The organism is Alteromonas sp. 4NH20-0104 (genome assembly GCF_057547795.1).
This window is the reverse complement of the sequence record NZ_BAAJLP010000019.1, coordinates 24,468-48,476: the sequence shown is the minus strand read 5'-3', so window position 1 is coordinate 48,476 and position 24,009 is coordinate 24,468. Positions and strand designations below refer to the sequence as shown.

At 47.0% G+C, this 24,009-nt stretch carries 20 protein-coding genes; 9 read left to right on the top strand and 11 right to left on the bottom strand.

The features are described from left to right. Positions 1-9 precede the first annotated feature (9 nt). The 8 genes from csy3 to AC27IB_RS14220 all read right to left on the bottom strand — a co-directional run bounded on the left by csy3 (position 10) and on the right by AC27IB_RS14220 (position 12,295). The gene (gene csy3 / locus AC27IB_RS14255; protein WP_487121726.1) at positions 10-993 is read right to left on the bottom strand and encodes a type I-F CRISPR-associated protein Csy3; all 984 of its coding nucleotides are present in this window, start codon (positions 991-993) and stop codon (positions 10-12) included. Continuing rightward, positions 986-2,011 carry a type I-F CRISPR-associated protein Csy2 gene (csy2, locus tag AC27IB_RS14250; RefSeq protein WP_487121724.1) on the bottom strand — a complete coding sequence of 342 codons (1,026 nt, stop codon included), beginning with the start codon at positions 2,009-2,011 and terminating at the stop codon, positions 986-988. The genes csy3 and csy2 overlap by 8 nt, the downstream gene beginning before the upstream one ends. Further along, positions 2,008-3,357: a type I-F CRISPR-associated protein Csy1 gene (gene csy1, locus AC27IB_RS14245; protein WP_487121722.1), complete on the bottom strand. Its 1,350-nt coding sequence runs from the start codon at positions 3,355-3,357 to the stop codon at positions 2,008-2,010. Before csy1 ends, csy2 begins: the two co-directional genes overlap by 4 nt. A gap of 9 nt (positions 3,358-3,366) precedes the next feature. Further along, positions 3,367-6,765, bottom strand: a complete 3,399-nt coding sequence (cas3f, locus tag AC27IB_RS14240; RefSeq protein ID WP_487121720.1) for a type I-F CRISPR-associated helicase Cas3f — start codon at positions 6,763-6,765, stop codon at positions 3,367-3,369. Beyond that, positions 6,762-7,733: a type I-F CRISPR-associated endonuclease Cas1f gene (gene cas1f, locus AC27IB_RS14235; RefSeq protein ID WP_487121718.1), complete on the bottom strand. Its 972-nt coding sequence runs from the start codon at positions 7,731-7,733 to the stop codon at positions 6,762-6,764. Before cas1f ends, cas3f begins: the two co-directional genes overlap by 4 nt. 361 nt (positions 7,734-8,094) lie before the next feature. Then, positions 8,095-11,157, bottom strand: a complete 3,063-nt coding sequence (locus AC27IB_RS14230) for a DUF748 domain-containing protein (RefSeq protein ID WP_487121716.1) — start codon at positions 11,155-11,157, stop codon at positions 8,095-8,097. Between the two features lie 158 nt (positions 11,158-11,315). Next, positions 11,316-11,843 (bottom strand): nucleotidyltransferase family protein, encoded by a 528-nt coding sequence (locus tag AC27IB_RS14225; protein WP_487121714.1) that lies wholly within the window; start codon positions 11,841-11,843, stop codon positions 11,316-11,318. Between the two features lie 8 nt (positions 11,844-11,851). After that, on the bottom strand, positions 11,852-12,295 hold the full coding sequence (locus tag AC27IB_RS14220) for a hypothetical protein (RefSeq protein ID WP_487121713.1): 444 nt from the start codon (positions 12,293-12,295) through the stop codon (positions 11,852-11,854). A gap of 197 nt (positions 12,296-12,492) precedes the next feature. On the opposite strand from AC27IB_RS14220, the gene AC27IB_RS14215 reads away from it, so the two are divergent. After that, positions 12,493-13,758, top strand: coding sequence for an NRAMP family divalent metal transporter (locus AC27IB_RS14215; RefSeq protein WP_487121712.1), 1,266 nt, complete (start codon positions 12,493-12,495; stop codon positions 13,756-13,758). A gap of 17 nt (positions 13,759-13,775) precedes the next feature. Further along, the gene (locus tag AC27IB_RS14210) at positions 13,776-14,654 is read left to right on the top strand and encodes a 5'-methylthioadenosine/S-adenosylhomocysteine nucleosidase (protein WP_487121710.1); all 879 of its coding nucleotides are present in this window, start codon (positions 13,776-13,778) and stop codon (positions 14,652-14,654) included. Between the two features lie 39 nt (positions 14,655-14,693). Here AC27IB_RS14210 and AC27IB_RS14205 read toward each other — a convergent pair whose 3' ends face one another. Next, positions 14,694-15,329 (bottom strand): phosphoribosyl-AMP cyclohydrolase, encoded by a 636-nt coding sequence (locus tag AC27IB_RS14205; RefSeq protein WP_487121708.1) that lies wholly within the window; start codon positions 15,327-15,329, stop codon positions 14,694-14,696. 277 nt (positions 15,330-15,606) lie between these two features. On the opposite strand from AC27IB_RS14205, the gene AC27IB_RS14200 reads away from it, so the two are divergent. Then, positions 15,607-16,800, top strand: coding sequence for a diguanylate phosphodiesterase (locus AC27IB_RS14200; RefSeq protein WP_487121706.1), 1,194 nt, complete (start codon positions 15,607-15,609; stop codon positions 16,798-16,800). 47 nt (positions 16,801-16,847) lie between these two features. Here the strand turns inward: AC27IB_RS14200 and AC27IB_RS14195 are convergent, their stop codons facing one another. Next, entirely contained in the window at positions 16,848-18,599 is a 1,752-nt protein-coding gene (locus tag AC27IB_RS14195; RefSeq protein ID WP_487121704.1) for a methyl-accepting chemotaxis protein, read from the bottom strand. Between the two features lie 200 nt (positions 18,600-18,799). Here AC27IB_RS14195 and AC27IB_RS14190 point away from each other — a divergent pair, with 200 nt between their 5' ends. Further along, positions 18,800-20,356, top strand: coding sequence for a sensor histidine kinase (locus AC27IB_RS14190; protein ID WP_487121702.1), 1,557 nt, complete (start codon positions 18,800-18,802; stop codon positions 20,354-20,356). After that, positions 20,356-21,048 (top strand): response regulator transcription factor, encoded by a 693-nt coding sequence (locus AC27IB_RS14185; RefSeq protein WP_296043692.1) that lies wholly within the window; start codon positions 20,356-20,358, stop codon positions 21,046-21,048. The genes AC27IB_RS14190 and AC27IB_RS14185 overlap by 1 nt, the downstream gene beginning before the upstream one ends. Positions 21,049-21,060: 12 nt before the next feature. Here the strand turns inward: AC27IB_RS14185 and AC27IB_RS14180 are convergent, their stop codons facing one another. Further along, a complete protein-coding gene (locus AC27IB_RS14180) occupies positions 21,061-21,444 on the bottom strand; it encodes a hypothetical protein (protein WP_296043694.1) in 384 nt (127 codons plus the stop codon). A 200-nt stretch (positions 21,445-21,644) separates the two neighbouring features. Between AC27IB_RS14180 and AC27IB_RS14175 the strand changes: the two genes are divergently transcribed. The 4 genes from AC27IB_RS14175 (at position 21,645) to AC27IB_RS14160 (ending at position 23,887) form a co-directional block, all read left to right on the top strand. Next, entirely contained in the window at positions 21,645-22,283 is a 639-nt protein-coding gene (locus AC27IB_RS14175; RefSeq protein WP_487121700.1) for an energy transducer TonB, read from the top strand. 9 nt (positions 22,284-22,292) lie between these two features. Continuing rightward, positions 22,293-22,853 carry an RNA polymerase sigma factor gene (locus AC27IB_RS14170; protein WP_296043697.1) on the top strand — a complete coding sequence of 187 codons (561 nt, stop codon included), beginning with the start codon at positions 22,293-22,295 and terminating at the stop codon, positions 22,851-22,853. Further along, positions 22,850-23,443, top strand: coding sequence for a hypothetical protein (locus tag AC27IB_RS14165; RefSeq protein WP_296043698.1), 594 nt, complete (start codon positions 22,850-22,852; stop codon positions 23,441-23,443). Before AC27IB_RS14170 ends, AC27IB_RS14165 begins: the two co-directional genes overlap by 4 nt. 108 nt (positions 23,444-23,551) lie before the next feature. Further along, complete coding sequence (locus tag AC27IB_RS14160; protein ID WP_296043700.1) at positions 23,552-23,887, top strand: nuclear transport factor 2 family protein; 336 nt, start codon at positions 23,552-23,554, stop codon at positions 23,885-23,887. Positions 23,888-24,009: the final 122 nt, after the last annotated feature.

Sequence of the window (24,009 nt, the reverse complement as noted above, 5' to 3'; positions counted from 1 at the left end):
ATCTTTTCCTTATTCGCCGAAGACTCCGCCACGAATCAACATTGCCATAATGTAATGCTGTTGTTCGATTTCTGGAGTTTGGCCTTTTAACATCCAACTATCGAGTAGTTTGTAAAAATCTATTTTTTCTTTTGGCTGGCGATAAGCGGCTCCACGGTTAGTTACCGAGCCATATGGCTCAACGGCAATGGGACCAACTTCTTCTGCAGCGGAGTGCCAGGTATCAATGGTGCGTAACGCATTACCTATTTTCTGAGAATGCATTGCCGCTTGCCCATTCAACTGATAAAGAAATTTACTCTTGTCACCCTTACCACCGCCCATTACCAGCTCTTGGGATGGGTAGACTGCCTGACCTTCGCCAAGCTTGGCATAAGCCGAAATGTTCAGGAATACTGCTTCGCCTTTTAAGCCTTTTTGAATTAATGTTGCCAGTTCATTCACTTGTTCTTTCTCGTCAAAAGAGCGCAAATCAAATTCGTAGCTATTAAAAGTAAATTGTTCAGCGGCAGCTTGTACTTCAACACGCAAATTTTCTGCGCCCACACGGTTACGCCATAAGAAGCGGCCATTGGCAATATTTTGAGCATAGCGCCTTGCTAATTCAGTAAAATCTGTTTCTTCCTGATAAGCTTTGATTTTTTCAGCAAGTGCCTGCTGGTACTCAGGACTATTGCACGTCGATGGAATGTCTAAACCGCCCAGTACACGTAAAGAAAGAGCTAGTTTTAAAGTATCAGTGTTGTGTGACAACGCTGCAGTATCAACCGTTTGTAAGTTCGCTTTGCTGACTTCAGCATCCAGTTTTGCAGGATCGTTGGCAATCGCACTTTTCAAGCGGTTTGAAATCGTACCTCGAACTGCTTTTTCGCCCACAATAATTGGAGTCCATTGATCTGATTCCCAATTGCCGGCAAACATAAGGGCATCAGATGGGAGCATTTTTGCTTCAAATGCGAGTACAGACGGTGTCGTTAATTTTTTATCAGCCATTATTTAAGTCCTTTAAATATAAAAAGTCGGGATCGAAACCAAAATTATCGGCTTCATCTTGTTGGTCAGGTTTAGGTATTTCGTGTTGTGTTACTTCAGTTTCAGGCACGTGTCCTTGCGCTAGGTACCAAGGGAAATCATAGTGGTAATGCCACAGTCCACGTTGGATATTTTTCAATCGGTGTACACTCAGCCATTCGCCAACGGTGTATGCGATTTCGGCAAAGGTCACGGGCACTGTGTTATCACGAACATTGGAGACGACGCCCGGCTTGTAACACTCGGAGATAGCGCAATAGCCACTTGCCAGTGGCACTAAGTAGCCAGGATTAGTCTTACGTTCGTATTCCCAATGCGCCTTGGGTTTTCCTTCGTTGTCATTCGTGCTTTTGTTTTCAAGCGGCTTGGCTTTGTAAGACACAGTAGCAAAATCACACCACGCATCCATCAAGGTGGTTTTAGGATCAATTTGTTGCTTAGCTAAAAAGTGCTCTGCTAAATAATTGCGACGGTCTATTAATGCAAAACCCGGCATTAAGCGGCGCAATTCCTTTAGCTGGCTTTTCTCATCAGTCAGCGGCAAATAATCCTGTACGTCAATAATTTGTCCGCCAGCAAGGCGCATAGAAGGGACTAACTTGCTAAGTTCAGTAATTAATTGTTGTCTAGCTTGTTCATCACCGGAAGTAATGCCTTTTAGTTCAATTAATAACGATACTTGCAAAGACATACGCCCTTCTTCATTAATCGGCGCGGTTTTGCCTTGCTGCGTGAGGGGATTGCGAGTTAATGCGAATACAAAATCCCCCCGTCCACTCGGCTGCCGTGCATGAACCACATTTTTATGACTGATCACCGCTACACCATCGAGACTGACTCCCATTTTGGCAACCAATTTACGCGATAACGCATGAGCAAAGCCCAGAAAATTGGTGATAGCAGGAAAACCATAAGTTAAACCAGCAATGGCATTGGCATTTTGTACATCCATTTTTTTTAATAAGAGATAATGCTTCATACATATTTCTCCTCTTGCACACTACCCATTCGTTCAAAGGCTCGTAGTTCATTCAAGCAGAGCTTTTTGAAATACCGCTGCTCAACATCACCGAGCAGGTAATTTTCTTTACTTTCCAGTTTACGTAGTAACCAATTGGCAAAATCGCTGGCAACTACCTCGAGCCAATCCCCCTTGTCGCGTTCTTGTTGAAACGCTTCATTCGGATTGTCTATATCTAAAAACAGTTGATGCGCTCGTTTCATATTGCAATCAGAAACATCAGTCCAACCCGCACTTTGTGGGATAGTCTGAATTTCTGAAGCGAAATTGAGAAGGCAATCTATCAGAGGTTTGACGTAGAAATAATCACGTTTGTAACGGGTTTGGAAATTCTTATCTGTCTTTTTTAACCCTGTTAAAAAGGCTTTGAAGTCGCGTACTAAGTGATTGGCTCTCCAACTAAATTGGCGATTAAACAAGGTGTGGCTTGATACCGGAGGTTTGGATTGCGCCAGATAACTTGGCGGTGCACTACTAAGCAAAAAGCCTTGCCCATACCGTTCACTATTCAGCTGAGAAATATTTTGTGGCTTAGAGCCGCCAAACATTTGCACGGCAGTAGAAGGAAAGCGCACATCAATTCGTTCGTCGTACTCTCCTTTTTTACGGGCGTCGCGGACATCCTTGGATTCACCAAAACGAGATTGTCTAATTTTTACGTATAACTGGTCTGATAATGAAGAAGCATATAACGGGCAAAGCAAATGATATTCTATTGCCTCAACCTCAACAGGAAAGTAAATTTGCTTTGTGAGTGTATGCGCTGATTGTTTCTCATCCCTTAAAGCTTTCTGGAAGTCACGTTTCCATGTATCTAATAGAATAGGATCTTCAGTAAATGATGACAAAGCATGTGCTTGATCCTTCCGCAATTGATCAATAAGAGTTTCACCCGAAGCTTCAATTTTTAATAAGGTAGCAACATCTAGTACCGCCGCATTTCCAATAAAATCAGCTTTCAAAGCTGGTAAATGTTGAGACACTAAATAACTTCTATCTAGCAGCTCAAATTTAGTTTGATAAACTCCTGTAGCTTTGGCATCACTATTCAAATATTTAGGTGCATGAGTCGCTATCGTAATTTGCTTCGCTAACTTAGCTTTCTTCGTTAACCAAATTTCGGGCGAAAACTCAGTTTCAATAGGACCGGCTTTTTGATGGTAATCTGCTTTTGCTTGAGCGATAGCAACGGGATCATCACTTTTCTCCAGTACTTTGTTAAGCGCTTTTTGCAAAGGCTCCAGCTTTGCTTGCTTACGCTGACTAATATATTCCGCAATTGCGGCACTTAATGTTCCGTCCATTCACCTTCCTTAATGATTAATTTGTTGAAACACACCAAGTTGATCATGCCAAGACCACACAATATCTAGCTCTTGCCGTTCAGCGCGAAGCTGAATTTCACCTAGGCGGTTACTGATCTGGCGCGGTGATTGCCCTAGCAGCTCAGAGAAAAGACTGTAGATTTCAATTGTTGTGTCGGAAAACCACCATTGGCAACCAGTAGCCAGCTCAATATCTGCTGAGCGAAATCGATGAGATTTATTTATAAATTGATGTGGTTTAGTAGAGGTATCAAACTGCCCCCACTCTATTTCTTCTTCGTCACATCGCAGTACAAAGGGTTCTTGCGGGTCAGATTTTCGAAATTCCGTTTGTTGAATAAATTCTGCATTCCAGGCAGCGTGATGACCATTTTCTTTAGACCACCAGCGATTTGCTTCACGCCCGCCATGGTAAAACCCAGGCTTTGGTATGCTTTCTAAGGCAAACCGTAGTGCACGATGCTCTTGCACTAAGAAAGATTTAGCGGGATAAGCATGACCTTCTGCTGAGTTAGGGTCTATCATAAAATCCTGGCCGTTTTTGTTGAACAAAGGCTCTTTGACACGAGTGATCGCAGAGATGTTTGCTAATTCACTGCCCAACAATTCGCTGATATTGTGACTTTTCAATGGCAAACCGGCACTTTCAAAGCCCGGATGGCAATATGCTACGCTTTTACCTTTTAAAGCATTAATGTTCAGATTTAATACAACTAAATTAGCGTGCTCTTGAACCTGTTGCCTGTGACGCTGAATACGACCTGCCAACTGAATCAAAGCTCGCATAGAACTTGGCTCTGCAATTGCCCAGTCGTAGTCATGGTCACGACCAACCTCAACCACAGAGGTTCCGAGCACTACAAAGACAATGTTCTCTTCAACTGAACTCTCTAACACTTTTCTGATTTCTGGCTGCTGCCACAATTCAACTGGATCGTGCCTGTCTAATAATCGGTCTAATTTTTGTTCTTTATGAGAACGCAGTGCCAATGGAAACTGCGAGTGATAAACGCAATAGCAAATACGGTAATTATCCTGGGGATTAAGCTGAGTAAGAGCTTCTGTAACGGCGACCATTGGATTGATATTCGCCATACGCACCACACCTATAGAGACTTTTTTCCCGTTCGGCGAAGATACCGCATGAGCGCGATGCAGGAGATGGATGTGTTCATAAACGGTTTGTGCTACCGCTTGATTTACAGAATTTTCACACACCGCGTTATTTGCATTGGCCTCAAGATTAGGTGTACTCACCTTTACAATTGAACCTTTACGTACCGGAAGATCAATTTTTTCGAGCCTAGTAACACGCTTGCCCACAAATTTGCGATGCACTGCGACGAAATCGGTCACATTTGTCAGCGGCTCTGTATGGGTGGTAAATTCATCAATCCAGCCACACCAGATCGGGGGCTGTTTTTGTTCTGAGAATTGCGCCTGATTAAACTGCTCGCGACCAGCTTTGTAAGCATCAAATAAGTTTTTAATCAATGAGGGTGGTAAGGTTGCTGAAGAAAGCAACACGCGTGAGCCAAGCATGCCAGCCCAATTAACCAAACGGCATAGAGCAGGCATATCTTCCAAACCAAAATCGTCTGGTTCATCCAGCACTAAATCAGAGGTCAATAAACGGAGCATTGGTGCAATTTGCTTACCTCCACGCTGGCTTTCCGTCGCTGGCATCAGATGATCAATAGTGCTAACTAAAAGTGGCGCACTCACCATTTGTTCCAGCTTTGGACTTGCGCTTAACCAATGCTTTAAGCGTCCATCGTAAATTTGCCCATCGTAGCTAACAGAAAGATGTTCAAACCAATCTTCTGCAGACTCACTGCCTTGCTGCTCTTGCGAGCTTGTTGCCACGTGCAGATCTTTTACCGCTTGCGAACCAATCAGCACTGCAAGTTGATCGTCGCCTAACTTTAATAAATTCCGGTAAGCATCACCGGTTTGCAGCGTTAAAGTGCGTAAGCCTAAGGCAACGGAAAAACGACATCCTTCCCGCTCATCTGCCAGTCCATACATAAAACGCGCATTAGCAATGGTTTTACCGCAACCAGTGGATGCCATATTCACACCAAAGAAGCCCTGTCGTGCAGTTTCTTTAGCTATGGCTTTAGCCTTTGCAAAGGCTTTATCCTGCCATTTGTATTTTTCAATACCCGCGCTTTTTACAAACAAGCGGTGTTGAGAGATAGCTGGTAATGTCGTTTTTAGCGCCGGTAAATTATGTGCAAAACGCTGTGCGTTAACCGCCACTCCAATATTGTGTTCATCCAGCTTTTGTTTTGGTGTGGTACTGTTGATACCGGCCGAATGGCGATCGGTATTAGCGATCGCTGAATATGCCTGATCTTGCCAGGCCGTTTTACTTTCTTGCAAAGAAAGTGAAGAGTAATAGTGATCTGCCAACATCAGTGATAAACGCGCCATATGTGCTACAAATCGCTGTTCAAACCAAGTGATTGAATTATTAAATAGCAAGGGAGTGTTTTTCATCTTTCTTGCAAGTTTTGAAGCTTTAGTCTGCCAGGTACGACTTAATATCGGCGTACCGTTTGGGAATGACCAGTTGTTTTTTAATGCTTTTGCTGTGTATTGACTAAGATCCAGCGCATTCGGAGAGTTCCAATGACAATTGAAAATACGAAGCCAATCATGCATTTCTTCAATATTGACGCTGACATCATGATTATTTTTCGGTAAGCGATGATGAGACACCACCAACCACGCGATCAGTTTAGCGAAAGGAGCGAGTTTTCCTTGAGCAAAAGGGTTTTGCCAAGCATCCGGCGTATCTTTAAATATTGATGCCAATACCTGCTTATTGCACTCTTTTGCGAACGTTGGCTCAGTCAGTTTCGCTAAATCTTCAATCCACTCACGATCTGACTTATCCCGGGCAAATGCTTCAAAAAGACGCAAAGAAACCCATTCATGCCGATAAGGTTCGCCTTTAGTCTGCGATTTCCCCAGTAGCTTTTTCTGAAATAAGGCATTCGCTTTTCCAAAATCATGAAATAGTCCTGCAACGGAGCTCGCAAGAACAACGATCTCATTTAAATACCAACCTGATTCCCACTCTCTATGCTCTAAATTAAGCGAGGTCCGGTTAACTGCGACAACTCCATCAAAATTGAATTTGGTACGATTCCCCACCACCCAAAGCAACTGACTACGAGAGCGGCTACGTATCCAATGACAACTAACAGCGGTGCTCCGGCTTGCAGTTTTTCTAAGCATTTTCTTCACCGTCTGCAAGCCGTCCTCGGTGATCAGCGTTTGCCATGTATTGTTGCCGATACGATCAGCGAAGGCATCTAATACCCGGCGGGTTTTCGTTAGTGCATTTTTCTCGCATTCAGAGACAAACGTAACCATCATAAGACATTATCATCCGTATCTGTCGGCTCATTTATTGCGATCGCTTTGATTGTGTTAAACATAAACTCCATCGACTTATGTTCGATAAAGGCTTGCAATATTTGCTGACGAAATTCTTGTTCACTCGCATCTTCTTTTTCGCAAACAAAAGCCCATGGAAGTACCACCGCATCTTTAATCAAATCAGCCACATCAAATACCAATGCCCCGCGTCGGGTTTTACCGTGCATTACTGCGAAACCATGCGGTATACCTAATACCCATAAACAGCTGGCAGCTAATCCATAAGCGAGATAGTTCCCGTGGTTGAGAAAATCATTGGCTAATGAGGTGGAGTCATGCTGGCGAGTGAAGTTCTTTAACCCAGTATTATTGGCAGCATATTTATAAAGCGCTTTTGTAAGTTGAGCTTCAGTAAGGAGTAAGTCAGACGATTTATTTGCAGCATATGTTCGAGCATGAAATGTCTTCAAGGCTTGCTGAATAATCTCATCTTTATAAATGAAGCCTTGGCTTTTTAGCTCTCGGTCCCTTGACCACACCGTCTCTAGATATGTAATTCTGGCTTTTTGAAAATGCTTAGCCACATCGAGGCGCTTTTGGTCATCAAACCAAAAAGAGAGCCAACCTTGCAGATACTCAGTTGGACGATATTCGCTTTGAGGAGTAAACCACTCAACTTCGGTAGCCATATGCAACGGTGTGCCGCCACCGCCGCAAAAACCAACCAAAACGCCAGCCTGCGACAACATTCGCATTGCAGCCTGAGTGATAGATGTGCCATTGCCGAGCAATATTACGGTTGTATTAGCAATTGGAATACTGTAAAAGAGGTTTTCTTTTTTTGATTCAGCCAAGTAAAGCACTCGACCATCCTTTTGCATCACGCGGCAATACTCTAAATAATAAATATTAGCGCGTTTTGAATGTAAAATTGTTTTTAAATCTGAGGGTGAAATATCTCTCAATTTGATGCTCCCAGTCCTTTAGGATCAATACGTTGGGCTCGAGTACGCCCGAATATCGTATCAATTTGTAGCATTACACTTAATTAAGAGATATTCAATGATAAGTCAGCGGCAGTCGTTCATTTCGGAACATTAAGATGATAAGCCCGAAAGGTGCTTGATGGCCAGAAACTACAGCTAATTTTAAGGCTGTCAGACTTCCGCTGTTTGTCTGAAGCTGACTACCATGGCTGTTCTCTTTTAATTTTGCAATTCGCTCGTAGCTGCCATTAAAAATTCAATGAGACAACCGCTTTTATGTATCTAAGAGACCGTCAGTTTTGCTTTCAACCTGTTTTCAAGAAGTCAGAGAATAGTTCTGTCAATCTACCTGCAGCGACAACTCCACACTGCTCGACTGCGACTGCAGATGCTCCCGGCTATTAAGTAAAAACAGGCGTCCTGCCTCTATCTGAGCCTGATTGACCAAATAGGCTTTTACTCGTTTGCCGCGCTCCTGGGCCAGAGCTGCCAGCTCACTCTCGGGAATGGTAATACTGTCTCTTAAGCGATTGTACATCGCGATATGCAGGGCCCGTGTGACCTGCTGTTCGGTAACCGGTTCGTCGTGGTTATTTTGCAGTTGCGCCCGGATCCGCTGTTGTTCGTCCTGAACAGGAACCTCAAGTGTTTCGCTGAACAGCGTTTCCAGCGCACTCGCCAGCGGCCCTTCAAGGGGCACATTACTGGCAGAGAAGTTATCGGGTAAAGCATCCTGTCCACTGCGTTCAAGTAGTTGCTGGTGCAATTGCGCCACGGCAAGTTCCCGGGCGTCGCTCACTGCATCGACCGTGCCCTCAATACTTACCCGTAAGCCCGGTCGCTTATTCAGCGCTTCGGCCAGCGTAGTAAGGCGCTGTGTAGCTTGTTCATTAAGCGATTCCTGACCAGCCGCGAAATCGATCCGGTTAAGTTCATCCTCACTGCCCATCAGACTGGCCAGAAAGGTAAACGGCGCGGTCACGGCTTTGGTGATCAGGTTACCCAGGGCGTTTAATATAATCGAGCCGAAATTGAAATCCGGACTATCCAGATCGCCAGACACCTCAAGCCCCAAATCAATCACCCCGTCATTATCCTGAAGTAACGCCACGGCAAGGCCTAGCGGCAAACTGAGAGCCTGGTCCGAATCGCTTTTTCTGCCCAGCGTAAGCTGATCAATCACCACGTGATTATTGCCGTCGAGCTCACTGTTTTGCACCTTGTAGCGAACATCCAGCGACAACAGTCCTTTATCGATGTAATACCCCATGTAAGTGCCTGAATAAGGGTTCACCGAGGTGAGCTCAGCCCCCTCAACGGCAAAATCCAGATCGAGGAACAGTTCTTCCAGCAAGGGGTTAATTTCGCCTTTGAGTGAAACCGGCGCGTAGCTGTCTATCTTACCGTTTATGGCAACTTTCGCAGCACTCCCGGCATCGGAGGTGAGTTGTTCAATAGAACCGTTTAACGACTCAATACTTGATGCAAACTGTGGTGTTAAGGACTCATCAGCAAAGTAAGCACTGCCGTTATTAAGATTAATGGCCCCGATGCTGATTGCTAACGGAGAACCTTCAGCTTCGCCGGTTTCTGGCTTATCAACAGAGCCTCCCTCAGCGTCGTCTGCACTTTCACCACTACGTAGAATCGCACCGATATTGGTACGTTTTTGCTCGTCGATAAGAATTTTTGCGTAGGGCTCGGTGACATTAACAGAGGCGATATCCAGCGTATTTTCATCCAGACTAAAGCGCAACCCGGCTATGTCCAGGGTTTGCCATTTTACTAACGGCTCGTAGTGCAATCCATCCAGAATGGTCAGATTAGCAACGGTTGCATCACCGCTCACCTTTAGCTTTTTACCGCTATCGGCGACTTCGTAGCGAGTAGTGGCAGACAGCGCGCCCTCAGATAAGGATAAGTTGACGAAAGGCGTTAAGTACGACTGCACCTGTGGCAGCGCGATATCCGAAAGAGTGAGTTCACCGGATACTCCCTGGGTTGCCAAATCAGCACTGCCGCGAGTGACTATTTCACCCTGGGCGGTATCAGGAATAGCCTGTGAATTGCCGCCGATAGCCAGTGCAACATCATAGTCAACCGGCGCTGAGAAGCTGCTGTCGATTTCACTGGTCGTCACCGTTATCGGGTGTACCCGCCAATACATACTTTGCGCAACAGCCTTGTCATGCAGTTGAATATCGCCCTCGCTAATCGCCAGCTTACCCAACACAACCTGCCAGGCCGGTGAGGTCGCTGGCTTTTCGTTAACTTCAGGCTCTGCAGTATTCTCGGCTGGGCCGGCTGGCATCAGCAGACTAATTAAATCCAACCCGTCATTGTCGTAAACCCCATTGATATAAGGTGCTTTAAGATTTAAAGCGGTAATATCTACCCGCTGTGAATCGGTGTCGAGCTGCATATCCGTTAAACTAAAAGTATCCAAAGAGATGCGTTGACTGGTAGCATCAGACAAAGCCAGCGAGTGAATAGCCAGCTGGCCGTCAGTTGCCCTGAAGCGCATCCCTTGCTCAGTTTCACTTAGCGCATAACCTACTGAGAAATCCAATGTCCCATCGGTTAACCGCGCTTTGATGATGTCATCAGACAGTGGCCACAGCGGTGGCAGCGCGAGCTTTTTTATAACCACTTTGCCGGTGAAAGCCAGTGGCGCCAGTTGAAACAAACCATCCACGTACAAAGTACCGCCTTCCGTAGTGCTCACATTCACCTGATACAAATTATCCGGGCTGCCTGCCTCCTCGCTTCGCGCGGCATCCGAAATCGTGGCGTGAGTATCCAGGTTAGCCAGCTCCAGCGCCAGGTTGGGATAAACCAGTTCAGCGCCGCTCAGCCGGTCAAAGACTTCTACCTTGCCATCCGTTACGTTTAGCAATCCGAGTCGTAGGTGTGGAATGCCGCCGTCATCACTAGCCTCTTTTTCTGTCTCTTCAGAGGCAGCCTGAGACTGGATATGCCTAATAATATCTGAGAAATTAAACTCGGTGGTATCACCGCCCTGCTCACGAGCTAACCGCGCATACGGGGCGTTTAAATAGAAATGCTCAAGGGTGGGAGTAAAAGTTAATAAGGTGCGCCAGAATGCCGCGTCGACTTCCAGTTGCTTAAAGCGCACAAAGTCGCCCTGTTGATCAGCCTCTGCAATGCGAAAATTAGCCACACGTACCCGTAGCAAAAAGGGATTAATCGAGATGTTCTCAACGGTTACTTCACGCCCGAGACTTTGCGATAACGCCGTTGGCAATTTAGACGTTAATACATAAGGCGTCACCAGCCCCAATACCACAGCATAAAGTACATAAGCCAACAGGCACCACTCGCTGATACGCAACCAGCGAGGCTGCTCGTGATAACCTCTTCGCCAGGTAGTAATCTTACTCATTAAAAATTCATTCCTGATTGTTCCCGTTGCGGCTGTTGGCGCTGTTTCTGCCTGCCACAGTAGCAGTAAAATAACCGGCTAACAATTTGCCAGACCGTACCATTAAATAACGCCGTCCCTGCCGGTCATTTATCAATTCCAGACTGACAATCGTTCGGCTAACTTATGACCTTAAGTTTCGGCCACTTCTGCAACCATTGCTTGCGGGCTATGCGTTGCTCAAAGATGCCTTTACTACGACGTGGATTGTGAGTGAGTTTACCTTCCAGCAAAGATTGAATCCCAAAAGGTGCAGCCAGCTCCAACCGATTGTTGTCATTCAGTCGCACGCCCACAGCCGTCTCTTTTTCTGGCCAGTAACGCATAGCATCGGTACTGGTTTGATAAGCCGGGTCCTGATTGCGCAGATGCATCACGGCCTGATTTTTGACCTGCCAGTTTACGGTTGGCTGACGGGCCTTAAGCTCAGCTTCCAACGCCTGAGTTCTGGGCGCACAGGTCGCATCAAAATAGATAACATCCACATCATTGAGCGGTGTAGGTGGATAGTTGTGCAAAACATCCCACACCATATTGCGCACAAACCCAGCGGCAATAAAGCAATCCGGCAACTGTAGTGCCTGTACGGCCTGCAATAGCCGCATCCGCTGCTTATCCTGACTTAGAATGGTCTCAATGGTTTTCATAGCTCATCCTACCGGTTGTCACAACCTAACGCTTTAAACAACTGTGCTTTTTGTGCCGACGATAGCGCATAGTAACTAAAATGAATATCCCGGCCATTTTGATTACAAAGCCGGATTTGTTTTGGGTACCCCGAATTAATTTTACACCCACCAACGTGTTGTCTTTCAATGGTGCGTTTACGGCCGAATTCGGTGACTATCAGGTGATCATGATTAATAACAATACTAAATGGCTCAACACGTCCGGTGCCACTATTGAACAGCAGTAACCACAGCGCAAAAACCAGATTAAAGCCAACGAGTAACACCGTCGATTGCCACAAACTGGCCATAGCGTTTTCGCTAAGAGTCACAACCAAAGCCGCAGCACTGAGTTGCGGCACCGCATATAAAAAGAGGTGCACATACAAGCGGTTAAAAAATCCCTGTCGATTACTTTGTTTAAATTCCATTGATTATCTTTCTGACAGCTACACTTTATGCAATATCTATCCTAAATCACCAGTTATTTTTAGAATACACTGCACCGGTTTGCGGTCTGAATACCATTAAAAGTAGCTAAATTACTCTCAACCCCGGATGCAGAATAGTTTACACTGGTCCCATTATTTAATCTCCCAGTAACCAACAGGAAGACAAAGTGCCCTCCATGCAGTCAGGCGCTGACAGCCAAGCCCCTTTATCCTTTGCAAAATTAATCAAATTACTCGGTCCGGGCGTATTGATGGCCACGGCGGCCATAGGTGGTAGCCATCTGGTAGCCTCTACTCAGGCCGGTGCTAAATTTGGCTGGCAACTGGCTTTGTTGATCCTGGTCGTTAACCTGTTTAAGTACCCGTTTTTCCGAGCGGGGGTGAGCTATACCATCAGCAGCAATAAAACCCTGCAACAGGGTTACCTGACCATGGGCAAACCTTATTTACTGATGAGCTTTGCATTAAACGGCATTTCTTCCTTTGTGAATGCAGCGGCCTTGCTGTTGTTTTCGGCCAGTTTGCTTGGTTATTTTATTCCGTTTGATATTGCCCTGCCCTGGCTGGCGGCCCTCCTACTGCTGGTGTCGCTGGTGATCCTGATTGCCGGCCATTACCACGCGCTGAACCAGGTTGCGAAAATCATTATGCTGGCACTGGTCATAGCCACCATTTCGGCCACGGTAATCGCCTGGCAACAAGGCCCGGTCGCGCCGGTAGAGTTTGAATCCCCCTCGCCCTGGACCTTAGCGGCCATTGGCTTTTTGGTAGTGACCATGGGCTGGATGCCTGCGCCGATTGAAATATCCGGGATCACGTCATTATGGTTAAAAGAGCAATGTCACGAAGCCAAAGTCACGCCGCAGTCAGCCTTATTTGATTTTAATCTGGGCTATCTGGTTACATTACTGCTGGCCTTAATGTTCCTGGCGCTGGGTAGTCTGGTATTGCATGGCAGCGGGCAGGAACTGGCCAGCGGAGGGATTGGCTTCTCTCATCAGTTGGTCGACTTATATGCCTCAACCATTGGTGAGTGGTCACGTTACCTTATTGCCGTTATCGCTTTTTTATGCATTTTTGGCTCAGCCATTACCGTATACGATGGTTATTCCCGGGCGCTGGCGGAATGCTACACCTTACTAAAAGGCAAGCAGGATGTTACCCACAGTGTGTTTGCGGTATGGCTGCTACTGGTTGCCGCAGCGAGTTTTGCCATGGTGCTATTTTTCCAGTCGGCATTACTGGCCATGCTGGGTTTCGCCATGACCCTGGCTTTTATGACCACGCCGGTATTTGCCTGGCTCAACTACCGTCTGGTCAACCGTCACGATATCCCGGAGTCACTGCGAGGAGGCCCCGTGGTATTGTGGCTGAGCCGGGCCGGGCTCGTTTATTTATTTGGATTTCTGCTGGTTTTTATTGTTTGGAAATGGTTTCTCTAACCGCTCAAGGTATAAAAATGAAAACACTCTATGCACTCTTTAGTCTGCTGGTTTTATCGCTGAGCAGTTTTGTTAGTGAGGCCGAAGGGTTTCGCACTGTGGAGATAAGCACTCATCAGGCGGCGTTACCACCAATAATGATTCAGGGGCCCATGCCTATAGAGGCTGAATATTTCGCCTCTCTGCTTACCGATGTGCGGATGGAGAAAGCGGGCCAGGCTACGTTTTATATTGGTTATTTTAAGGGTTACCCGGTTGTCGTTGCGCAAACCGGCAAAGGTCTCGAGAACACCGCGGCCGCCACGGCCATTGGCATCGAACGCTATCACCCAAAAGCCATCATTAATCAGGGCACCTCCGGTGGTCACGACCCGACGTTGCAGGTGGGTGACATCGTATTAGGTAAACGCAGCGTCAACGCGAGCAATTTTAAAACGCCCTTCCGGGATAAAGGCGCAGGCTCCGCTCCGCTTGAGTGGTTACCCATGGATTTACTCGCTTCTGCGGGAAGTGCCGGTGAGGGTGACTCAGCAAAAGATGCAGAACGCATTCGGTATTATCTGGGCGACCCTGAATTAATGGCTGCTGCGCATGCAGTAAAGGCACAGTATGAACGCGGCAAGGTGGTTGAAGGGACTATCGCCAGCGGTAACTTCTGGAACAATGAACTCGACCGCATTGGCTGGCTCCATGATAAGTTCGGTACCAGTACCGAAGAAATGGAAACCGCCTCGGCGGCACAGATTGCCCACAGTTATGGTGTTCCATTTCTCGGCATCCGGGTCCTTTCCAATAATCTGACTAATGGTGGCCATTACGATCCTTCCACTGCCACCGATTGTCAGGCGTTTGTTACGCTGGTAATCGAACAATATATTAAGCACAACAAAAAGTAGCTCAAAAGAGCTACCTTTTGCTTTGATTGAATCGAAGATTTAAGTGGGCGAATAAGGCAACGATGACTGATGGGCCACAATTCTTAGCTTACCTGATTTGTCTTTAACGTAGGCAAAGGTGTATTCCACTTTAGTCTCCCCTCCCTTTGCATCGGTAAAGTAATAATTCCCCATAGCCACCGCCATGCTGCAGCTGTTATTAATAATGCCGACATTATCAAACTTCACTTTGGTGTACGGTTTGATGGCAAACCCTTTATCTTCAGAGTAGGCCTCATTGCCGCCCACAAAATACGATAACGCCGCGTCAAAGCTCGATCTGAACTGTACTTTCGCAGCCAGCGTCGGTTTAAATAACACGCTGCTCAGGTCGTAGCCGTACATATCCTGAATAAAGTCTGCCGCGGCAGTTTTATAGTCGCCTTCAGAGGAATAAACCGTCCCTATTTTTACAATCCCGTCGCCCCATAGTTTCTGAGCCTCTACCACTTCACGCTCTGAAATACAGGCATCCGAATAAAGCAAACGATTATCCACCACCGGCGTTGTTGCAGTGTTTGCCGCAGGCTCATTCATGCTGCTTTTTAATTGCTGGGATTGTGCGGTAGCGCATCCTGTTAACACGGCTGAGGAGAACGAAAGAACCACTAACATTTTCAAGTTCATTTTTTGCATAACAATACTCTCTTATTCCGAAGTCAGATAACTAACCAGTGCTGAATAATCACTGCTTGGTGCTCATGATTAAGACTATTCATCGCGCCTGAATAAAGCTTGAAAGGAAGATTAAAAGAACATTAAAAAAGCAACCGACCGCAAAAAGGTGGAGCAACTCATGGACTTGCACTGCCCATTAGTCTGCATCAATAAACTGAAGCTTATTGCTTCTCGTATTACTTAGGGTGTCTATACTTAGAATATAAATCTGCAATTTTTTAAGTGGGAGTCGTGGATGTTAAGACAGCTCGTGTATCGAAGTCGTGCAACCCAAAAAATGTCGGAGCCGGATATCGATAAAATAGTCGCTGACTCAGAGCCCTTTAATCAGGCCAACGACGTTACCGGCATATTACTGTTTGATGGCGAGTTCTTCTTTCAGGTGCTTGAGGGTGAAGGCGAGATAATCCACCGTTTGTTTGAGCACATTAAAAACGACTCCCGCCATACCAATATCGTAAAAGTGCTCGACAGCGCCTGTGCTAAGCGCGATTTCGGCAAGTGGAACTTACGTTCGTTAATTCTTAAGCCCGGCAGCCATTGCTACTGGCTCCCTTCAGATCTTACCGTAAGGCGTGATAGCAGAGTGTTTTCGCTGCTCAACAGCTTCGCTACCGGGCGCTGGCGCAGCTGTGTTTCTGCCGCAGAACGCGCTACCGTTAGTTGTACTATTGCCACCAGCTCGATTGACCTTACTCCTTATCCTTCCAGTGACATTCAGTTTGCCTTTCAGCCCATTGTGGATACCCGAATTGGTGGAATTTCATCCTACGAGGCATTGTTGCGCAACAGTGTGGGGCGTTATCCCGAGTTAATTCTGGCCGATCTGCCGGAGCACCAAAGATATGAGTTTGACTTAAAATCCAAAGCTATTGCCATTACTCAGGGGGCCAAACTGTTACAGCCTGGCCAGTCTTTGTCGGTTAATTTATTGCCGGGGGCTATAACGCAAAACGAACAGGTAGTAAGTGAATTGCTGCGCTATTTGAAAGAAGGTGGTTTACAACCCGAACAGTTAATTGTGGAAATTACCGAAAGTGAAATGGTCAAAGAAAGCGAGGCTTTCTTTGCAGTCATCGAAAATATTCGTGCGGCAGGGATCCGACTGGCGCTGGATGATTTTGGCGCCGGCTACGCCGGCCTTTCGTTACTGGCCGACCTGATGCCGGATAAAATTAAACTCGACCGTGCCATTACCCGTGGTATTCATGAAAGCGGACCGCGTCAGGCAATACTGCATTCGGTATTCGAATTTGCCAATGCCACGGGCAGCCACTTAATTGTAGAGGGCGTAGAAACCTTCGACGAATGGCTGTGGTTAAACAATGCCGGTGTGCGTAAATTTCAGGGCTTCCTGTTTGCCCGCCCACAGTTAAACGGTGCCAACGCCGTTTACTTCGATGCCAGAAAATTAGTGAACCAACCATAATATTCGTTGCACAGCATTCGTCGTTCACTGTGCAACGGCGCAATGGATTACTGGTCTATTTTGCCTAACATTCCTGCCAGATCGTCTATCCGGGTTACGGTGTCTTTTACCAATTTATCAATCTCATCGCTGGCCTGCCTGGAGTGGGATGCCAGACTTCTAACTTCATCGGCCACCACCGCAAAGCCACGACCTACATCCCCTGCCCGTGCCGCTTCAATGGCTGCATTAAGCGCCAATAAATTAGTTTGCTCTGAAATGCCGTTAATAGTGCCAATAATGTTGCTAATGGTCTGACTGACATTTAGCACGCCTTTCATGGATTCCTGGGTTTGATTCACAGCGATCCGGCGAGCGGTGATATCAATGCCAAATAACACGTATTGGGTAATTTCATTTTTGAAGTTTTTCAGGGCACAAATCCCGGCGTCCAGTGACAACAGAAAATCGCCCTGACCAAAGTTGATTTGCAGCTTAATATTGCCGATTTCTTGCAACGCTGCTTTTTGCTCGGCAGTTAATTCACCTAGTACATGATCAACGAATGCCTGCTGGGTAGCGCTGGAACCGAGTTTTGAGGCCAGTAAATCACTTGGCGCTTTTAGGTGACCGTCTTTATCGATATCGAGAAGTACCAGGGAGTGATCGATAGCATTAATTTTTCTTGTGAAATCCAGCGCCATCTGTTTAACCTCGGTAATATTCGCCTGTACCGAGATATAATTTTTTACCTCTCCCTGTTCATTCAGAATGGGAGTAATTGACAGCGACACCCAATAAGGCTCACCGCTCTTGGTATAATTAAGAATTTCATCGTAAAACGGTGTACGGTCGTGCAGGTTTTTTCGGATGCGCGCAATGGTATCTTTCGAGGTTTCGGCGCCTTGCAAAAAACTTCCCGGTTTCTTATTTTTAATTTCTTCCAATGCATACCCAGTTAATCTTTCAAAGCCTTTATTCACATACACAATCAGCCCTGAAGGATTAGTAATAATTACTGAATTATCCGTTTCATTGGCCACCATAGAGAGCATTTCCCGCTCTTCCCGCATGAGTACATCCTGGGTGACATCTTTAACGAACGCCGTATACAGGGTTTTATTTTCAAGCCTCACTTTCGACAGCGATAACTGCCCCCACAGCACTTCCCCGTCTTTGCGTTCGATTTTAATTTCCCGGCTGGTACCCACAATTTTATCCTGGCCGGTTTCCCGGTTAGCATTAACATAGTTATCGTGGTTCGCCTGAATGGCTTGCGGCACCAGCATTTTAACGTTTTGGCCGAGCACTTCTTCGCGGTCATAGCCCCAAAGCTTTTCGGCCGCGGCATTAAATAACGTAACGCAGTTATGCTCATCGATGCAGACTACCGCATCCAGCGCCTGCTCCAGGGTTTGTGCCATGGTTTCCCTGGAGTCACGCTCCTGAGAAATATCCCGTACAAAAGCGGTGTAATGGATGTGCCCGTTAAGCACAATTTTAGACAGCGACAGCTGTACCCAGAGCTTAGTGCCATCCTTACGTTGTAATTGCACGTCCCTTGAACTGCCGACAATCTTATCCTGACCGGTCTGCCGATGATGGTTAACGTTATTATCATGATTTGCGCGCAATTCGTGCGGTAGCAGCATGGCCACGTTCTTACCAATCACTTCATTTTTGCGATAGCCCCAGATTTTTTCGGCCGCCTGATTAAAAAAGGTCACCCGATTTTTCTCGTCGATACTGACTACTGCAATAATACTTTGCTCAAGGGCCTGAATAGCCTGATTGGTTTTTGTCTTCTGTTGCCAGAACATGCTGCACTCCACCTATAAAAATATCTCTACTTCAGGATGGCGTTTACCGAACACTCACTCGCTGCAAAGAGCCAGCTGCGCTCAGTCAAACCGTATGTAATACGCGACAAATTTACATTCCGTTCACAAAGCGTAGTTCAAAATTGTGCTCTTTTTTGAATTTTTACGTATTGGATGTTAAAGCGTTGCGAAGTAACTTCATGTATAAGCGAAAAATCTATTTGTTTGGCATCACCTCAGGGCTGATCATGATGGTTGCTCTATGCTGTACGGCTGTTTCCGCCTACCTGACACAAATTAACCTGGAGCAAAGTAATACCGGCCAAACCCTGCTGGCAGAACATCAGAAACTCAGCAGCATCTCCTATCGAATGTTTAAACAACTTACCGACGAGCTGATTTTTGGAGAAAGTGCCAACCAGGCTATCATTCGCAATAAACAGGCGCTTATTGCTCAGTCGTTAGACAAAATTCGCAGTCTCGAACTGCAACAAAGGCAGGCTCTGGGCAGTAAGATGACCGCCGGCAGCATTGAAGATACCGACGAACTGGCCGGCCTGATAGACGCCATCATCAGCGAATTTAAGGCCATCACAGCAACTTATAACAACACCCCGCTGGACCAGCAGAACCGCTTGCAAACCTTGCTCGAGGTAAAGATTGATAATGAATTTCGTGAAGCAATTAACGCCGCTGTAGTACGTCAGGGCAATGTGGTTTCAGCCATTAATGCCAAAATAGAAACCCTTAACACTGCCATTGTGTGGTTTGCCGTGGGCGTAGCGCTGTTTGCCATGCCCTGTATTATCCTTGCCTGTTACTGGCTGTTTAATCAGCTCTATCAGCCGCTAACCATTATCAACAACGGCACTAAAGCCATTGCGGCAGGCGATTACCACCAGCGCTTACCAGAAACTCTGGATACCGAGTTCTCCCAACTGGTGTCGTCGCTAAACCTGCTGGCGTCACGGCTGGCTGACCACGAAATGAAAGCCGAACACTCCCGCAAGCAACTGGAGTTCGAGGTAGAGCAGCGCACCCGGGAAATCAAACAGGTAAACGAACAACTCACCAGAGTTGACTCCCGCCGGCGTCAGTTTCTGGCTGATGTCTCCCATGAACTCAGAACGCCTCTAACCATAATCAGGGGCGAGGCCCAGGTTACTCTGCGTCAGTCTTCTGCCTCGGAAGAGGTTTACCGGGAAACGCTGGAGTCAATTTTACTGCAAGCGGTAAACCTCAGTGAACTGGTAGATGACTTACTGTTGCTGGCCAGAGCCGAACTGAGTCAGTTAAAACTGGACACTTCGCGCCAGCCGCTAAGCGATTTCCTGCAAAACCAGATTAGCCAGTGGCAGCGTCTGCACGAAGATCGTCAATTTACCCTCGAAATTAGCGATAGCGCTAAATCGTTACAGCTCAAATTTGATCAGCAACGTCTTAAGCAGGTGGTTGCTATTATGCTGGATAACGCATGTAAATATTCAGCGCCGCAATCGCCCATTAATGTGTCATTAAAGCAGGTAGATACCAGTGCCTGCATTGAGATAAAAGACTTTGGTGAAGGGATCTCACCTGCTGATATTAACCATATATTTGAACGCTTTGTGCGCTTTAAGCACAAGTCCGAAGGGCTGGGACTTGGCCTGGCTATAGCCAAAGCCATTATTGAGGCGCATGGCGGCGAAATACAGGTTAACTCCACCCAGGGCGAAGGCACCCTGTTTCAAATTTATCTGCCAATGGATGTTGAATAATGAAAATTCTGATTGCTGATGATGAACTCTCGCTGGTGAATTTCCTTTATCGCGGACTCACTGCCGAAGGATTTGAATGCATCAAAGAAACTGCACTGCATAACCTGGTTGATTTAGCAAAGCGGGAGCAGCCTGATTTACTGGTGCTCGACAGAATGTTTGGCGAAGACGATAGCGTGGAGATACTGCCCGCCCTGAAACAGCTCAGCCATGGCCCTATGGTGTTACTCCTGTCGGCACTCGATGATATTGTAGAAAAGGTCACCGGGCTCGACAAAGGCGCCGACGACTACCTGTGTAAACCCTTCGATTTCGACGAGCTGCTGGCCAGGGTTAATGCACTCGGCAGACGGCATCGGGCGCAACCGGATAAAGCGCCACGCCAATTGAGCTTTGCCAACCTGCAACTGGATCTGGAGTCCAAACTGGCCAGCATCATCCGAGACGGTAATGCTGAAGAACTCACCCTTACCAACATTGAATTTAACCTGCTGAGCTATTTTATTGAGTCGCAAAATAAAGTGCTCACCCGGGAGCGTATTTTAAGCCGGGTCTGGCAAAGCAACACTGATCCGCTGACTAATATTGTGGATGTTTATATCAGCCGCCTGCGCCAAAAACTGCCGCCTGCTGCGGGCATCGAAATCGCCACGATCCGCGGTAATGGTTACCGGTTAAAGGCATTGAGTTAATCCGGCTGCCCACTACTCTATCCACATCTCGTTGATGAGCGGCGCTTCAGCGCTGTTAGTAAATGTGATATTTATCACAATATCATCACTGGTATGGGTATATCGGGCCACAAACAGCAACCTTGGGTTGCCTCCCCGGTTCAACGCTGCAACAAGGCGTTTAGCTATAAGCGGGCCAAGCTGGGGAGCAATTGCCTGGTAGGCGTTTTGAAACCCCTCAGGCGTAATTCTGGCCGCCAGCGAGTTGGTCATCACGTCTCGAAATGCCTGATAGTCGCCTGTTTCATGGGCTTTTAGCGCAATATCAACCACCGGCATTAATATCGCTAATGCCTGCGTTGCGTTTTCCCCAAAGCAACCAAAATAATCTTCCGACGGCTGGTTATCGTCATTCATGCTCCCTCCTGCTGCGGCGTAATGTGGATTTCACGATTTTGCGCTGCCCGCACACTAATTCTGCAATCTCCAGCATCGCTTGTGGCACTGCCCCCGGGCAAGTTCAAAATTGTAAAATTTTGTAGCGTCAATTTTTTGAAATTTAATTCACCCCTTTTGTGCTGCCCGGTCGTTATACCCAAAACCAGGGAGTACACACTATGCAATTAACTGCGAATCCAACCTTTTCACCCCGTGATTATGTCAGGCCATTGAGTCACCTGCTACTGGCCGCACTGGTCACTTTTGGTTTGTTTGTAATGATGGCCAAACTAATAGAGCAACACGGCGAAGTGCCCAAAGTGGAAGAGCCCGTGGTTCTTGACGATTTTTTACTGCATGTAGAAGAGCCGGAAACCATTACCAGACAACCGGTTAAGCCCATGGAAAACCCCCTTGAGCAACCCCCTTCGCTACCAGAGCCGGTTGAATCCGATCCCGGTCCTAACGAGATCAGTGTTAACGTAAACCCGATAATACCCGGCAATCAAATAGCCTTTAACACGGAATTTGGACAACAAAGTGATACCTCAGCCCGGCCGATAGTCCGGGTGAACCCCAGCTATCCGGCAGATGCTGCAAGGCAAGGTATAGAAGGATGGGTGCAGCTCACCTTTGACCTCACCCCGCAGGGAACCGTTACCAATATAAACATTGTGGATGCCGAACCGCTGCGTATATTTAACCGGGAAGCCAAACGAGCGCTGGCAAAATGGCGTTATCAGCCTCAGTTAGAAAAAGGTGTACCTGTGGCACAAACCGGGTTACAAGTAGTACTCACCTTCAAGCTGGAGCAGTAAGGACCGTCTGTGGGGATTGCCAAACTCGGATTTCTACGCACTTTCCTGAAAACGGAAACTGCCACCACCTGCAACGAAACGTTGTTCAGGCACTATCGCCAAACCGGCGATAGTGCAGCTCTGAGCACGCTTTACGACCAACACTGCAATAACCTTTATTATTATTTGCTGGTGATGAGCGATCCAACCACCGCCGCGGATGTAACACAAAAAGTCTGGCTTAAGGTGATGGAATCCCGCCACGACTATCAGAGTCAGGGCCGCTTTCAGGCCTGGCTGTTCACCATTGGCCATCGTATGCTGATTGACGAATTCAGACAAAGCAAGCGCTGGCACGCCGATACCGATCCGGATACGTTAAGCTCTCCCCTCAGGGGCGACGAGAAAGACACCGACTTTCATCAGTTAGTCAAACAACTGCCTTTTACTCAGCGGGAAGCTTTCTCATTGCAACAGGAAGGATTTAGTTTAAAGGATATTGCCGCCATTTGCGGAGTACCGGTGGAAACGGTTAAAACCCGTTTGCGCTATGCCCGGGACTCCCTGAAAAAACACTGGAAATCATCATGAACGAGTCCGACCCGAAAGACGAGCTACAACAGGCATATGATGCTGCCAAGCACCGGTATCCGGCGCCGGGGCGCATTAAGCGGGCGGTCCTGGCTCAACAACAACAAGACCGCAGCTGGCGCCATTTGCTGCACACTAATAGTCGGTTGCCAGGCCGGGAATGGCTGGCTCTGGCCGCTGCAGTGGGTTGCCTGATGTGGTTGTTAAACACGGCGATGTTTGCTCACAAACCGCTTCCTGACACTGACATCATTGCGTTACAAGTGGAATATCATGGTTATCAGGATGACGTGGCAGGTCTTCCCGACTATCGCGAAAAACTCACGTTGTACACCCGTGAATTTACCCGGCAGATCGAGACGTTGAATATCTTTTATTCTCGTCCGGCGATGCTTGCCAGCCATGAGGGTAACTGGCTGTTTACCGATTGTGACAATCAGACCATCACCGTTTCCCATGAATTGATCGACGATTTGCGGGCTCTGCAACGGGTCGATCCAGCCCTGGTTGAGGGCACTTTTGTCGCCCTGGCCTTCGATAAGCAAGGCAGACTGATTAAAATTGAACAGGCACAGGCGAAAAGCTGTTAGCCCTGGCCCCGTTATTTTTTGCTGGTCAACAGCAAAACAACATGGTTTCATTAGGTTTTATACTATAGTTGCATTACTGCAAGCGGCCTTACTTGCAAGGAACACATTGTGAAAAACCTGTTTCAAGCCATCGATAATAAAGACACCGAAACCTTTGCCGGATTTCTGTCTGAGCATGCAATCTTTCGTTTTGGCAATGCCCCACTGGTGGAAGGCCGGGCCAACATTGCCGCGGTAGTAGACGGCTTTTTTAACAGCATCAAATCCTTATCCCACAGTGTAACGGAAACCTGGCGTACGCCTACCGGAGTAATATGTCAGGGGACAGTCACCTACACCCGTTTTGATGACAGTACGCTGACCATTCCTTTTTGCAATATCTTTAAAGTCAATGAGAACCTGATTGAAGAGTACCTCATTTTTGCAGACGTTTCGGCCCTCTGACGAGCGTATTCCCCACTGCAAGGCTCCTCCTGTAGGCCTCCCCGCCCACAATAAAAAATGCATGCTTTTTGCCTTACAACTGTGCTATGTTATTTTTTGGTAGTGTACTTACATAAAAATTA

Coding starts and splice junctions, on each gene's coding strand:
- AC27IB_RS14190 (WP_487121702.1), top strand. CDS start 18,800: ATGTATAAGCGAAAAATCTATTTGTTTGGCATCACCTCAGGGCTGATC.
- cas3f (WP_487121720.1), bottom strand. CDS start 6,765: ATGATGGTTACGTTTGTCTCTGAATGCGAGAAAAATGCACTAACGAAA.
- AC27IB_RS14210 (WP_487121710.1), top strand. CDS start 13,776: ATGAAAACACTCTATGCACTCTTTAGTCTGCTGGTTTTATCGCTGAGC.
- csy3 (WP_487121726.1), bottom strand. CDS start 993: ATGGCTGATAAAAAATTAACGACACCGTCTGTACTCGCATTTGAAGCA.
- AC27IB_RS14225 (WP_487121714.1), bottom strand. CDS start 11,843: ATGAAAACCATTGAGACCATTCTAAGTCAGGATAAGCAGCGGATGCGG.
- csy1 (WP_487121722.1), bottom strand. CDS start 3,357: ATGGACGGAACATTAAGTGCCGCAATTGCGGAATATATTAGTCAGCGT.
- AC27IB_RS14185 (WP_296043692.1), top strand. CDS start 20,356: ATGAAAATTCTGATTGCTGATGATGAACTCTCGCTGGTGAATTTCCTT.
- AC27IB_RS14205 (WP_487121708.1), bottom strand. CDS start 15,329: ATGCAAAAAATGAACTTGAAAATGTTAGTGGTTCTTTCGTTCTCCTCA.
- AC27IB_RS14215 (WP_487121712.1), top strand. CDS start 12,493: ATGCAGTCAGGCGCTGACAGCCAAGCCCCTTTATCCTTTGCAAAATTA.
- AC27IB_RS14180 (WP_296043694.1), bottom strand. CDS start 21,444: ATGAATGACGATAACCAGCCGTCGGAAGATTATTTTGGTTGCTTTGGG.
- AC27IB_RS14175 (WP_487121700.1), top strand. CDS start 21,645: ATGCAATTAACTGCGAATCCAACCTTTTCACCCCGTGATTATGTCAGG.
- AC27IB_RS14195 (WP_487121704.1), bottom strand. CDS start 18,599: ATGTTCTGGCAACAGAAGACAAAAACCAATCAGGCTATTCAGGCCCTT.
- AC27IB_RS14165 (WP_296043698.1), top strand. CDS start 22,850: ATGAACGAGTCCGACCCGAAAGACGAGCTACAACAGGCATATGATGCT.
- csy2 (WP_487121724.1), bottom strand. CDS start 2,011: ATGAAGCATTATCTCTTATTAAAAAAAATGGATGTACAAAATGCCAAT.
- AC27IB_RS14220 (WP_487121713.1), bottom strand. CDS start 12,295: ATGGAATTTAAACAAAGTAATCGACAGGGATTTTTTAACCGCTTGTAT.
- AC27IB_RS14230 (WP_487121716.1), bottom strand. CDS start 11,157: ATGAGTAAGATTACTACCTGGCGAAGAGGTTATCACGAGCAGCCTCGC.
- AC27IB_RS14200 (WP_487121706.1), top strand. CDS start 15,607: ATGTTAAGACAGCTCGTGTATCGAAGTCGTGCAACCCAAAAAATGTCG.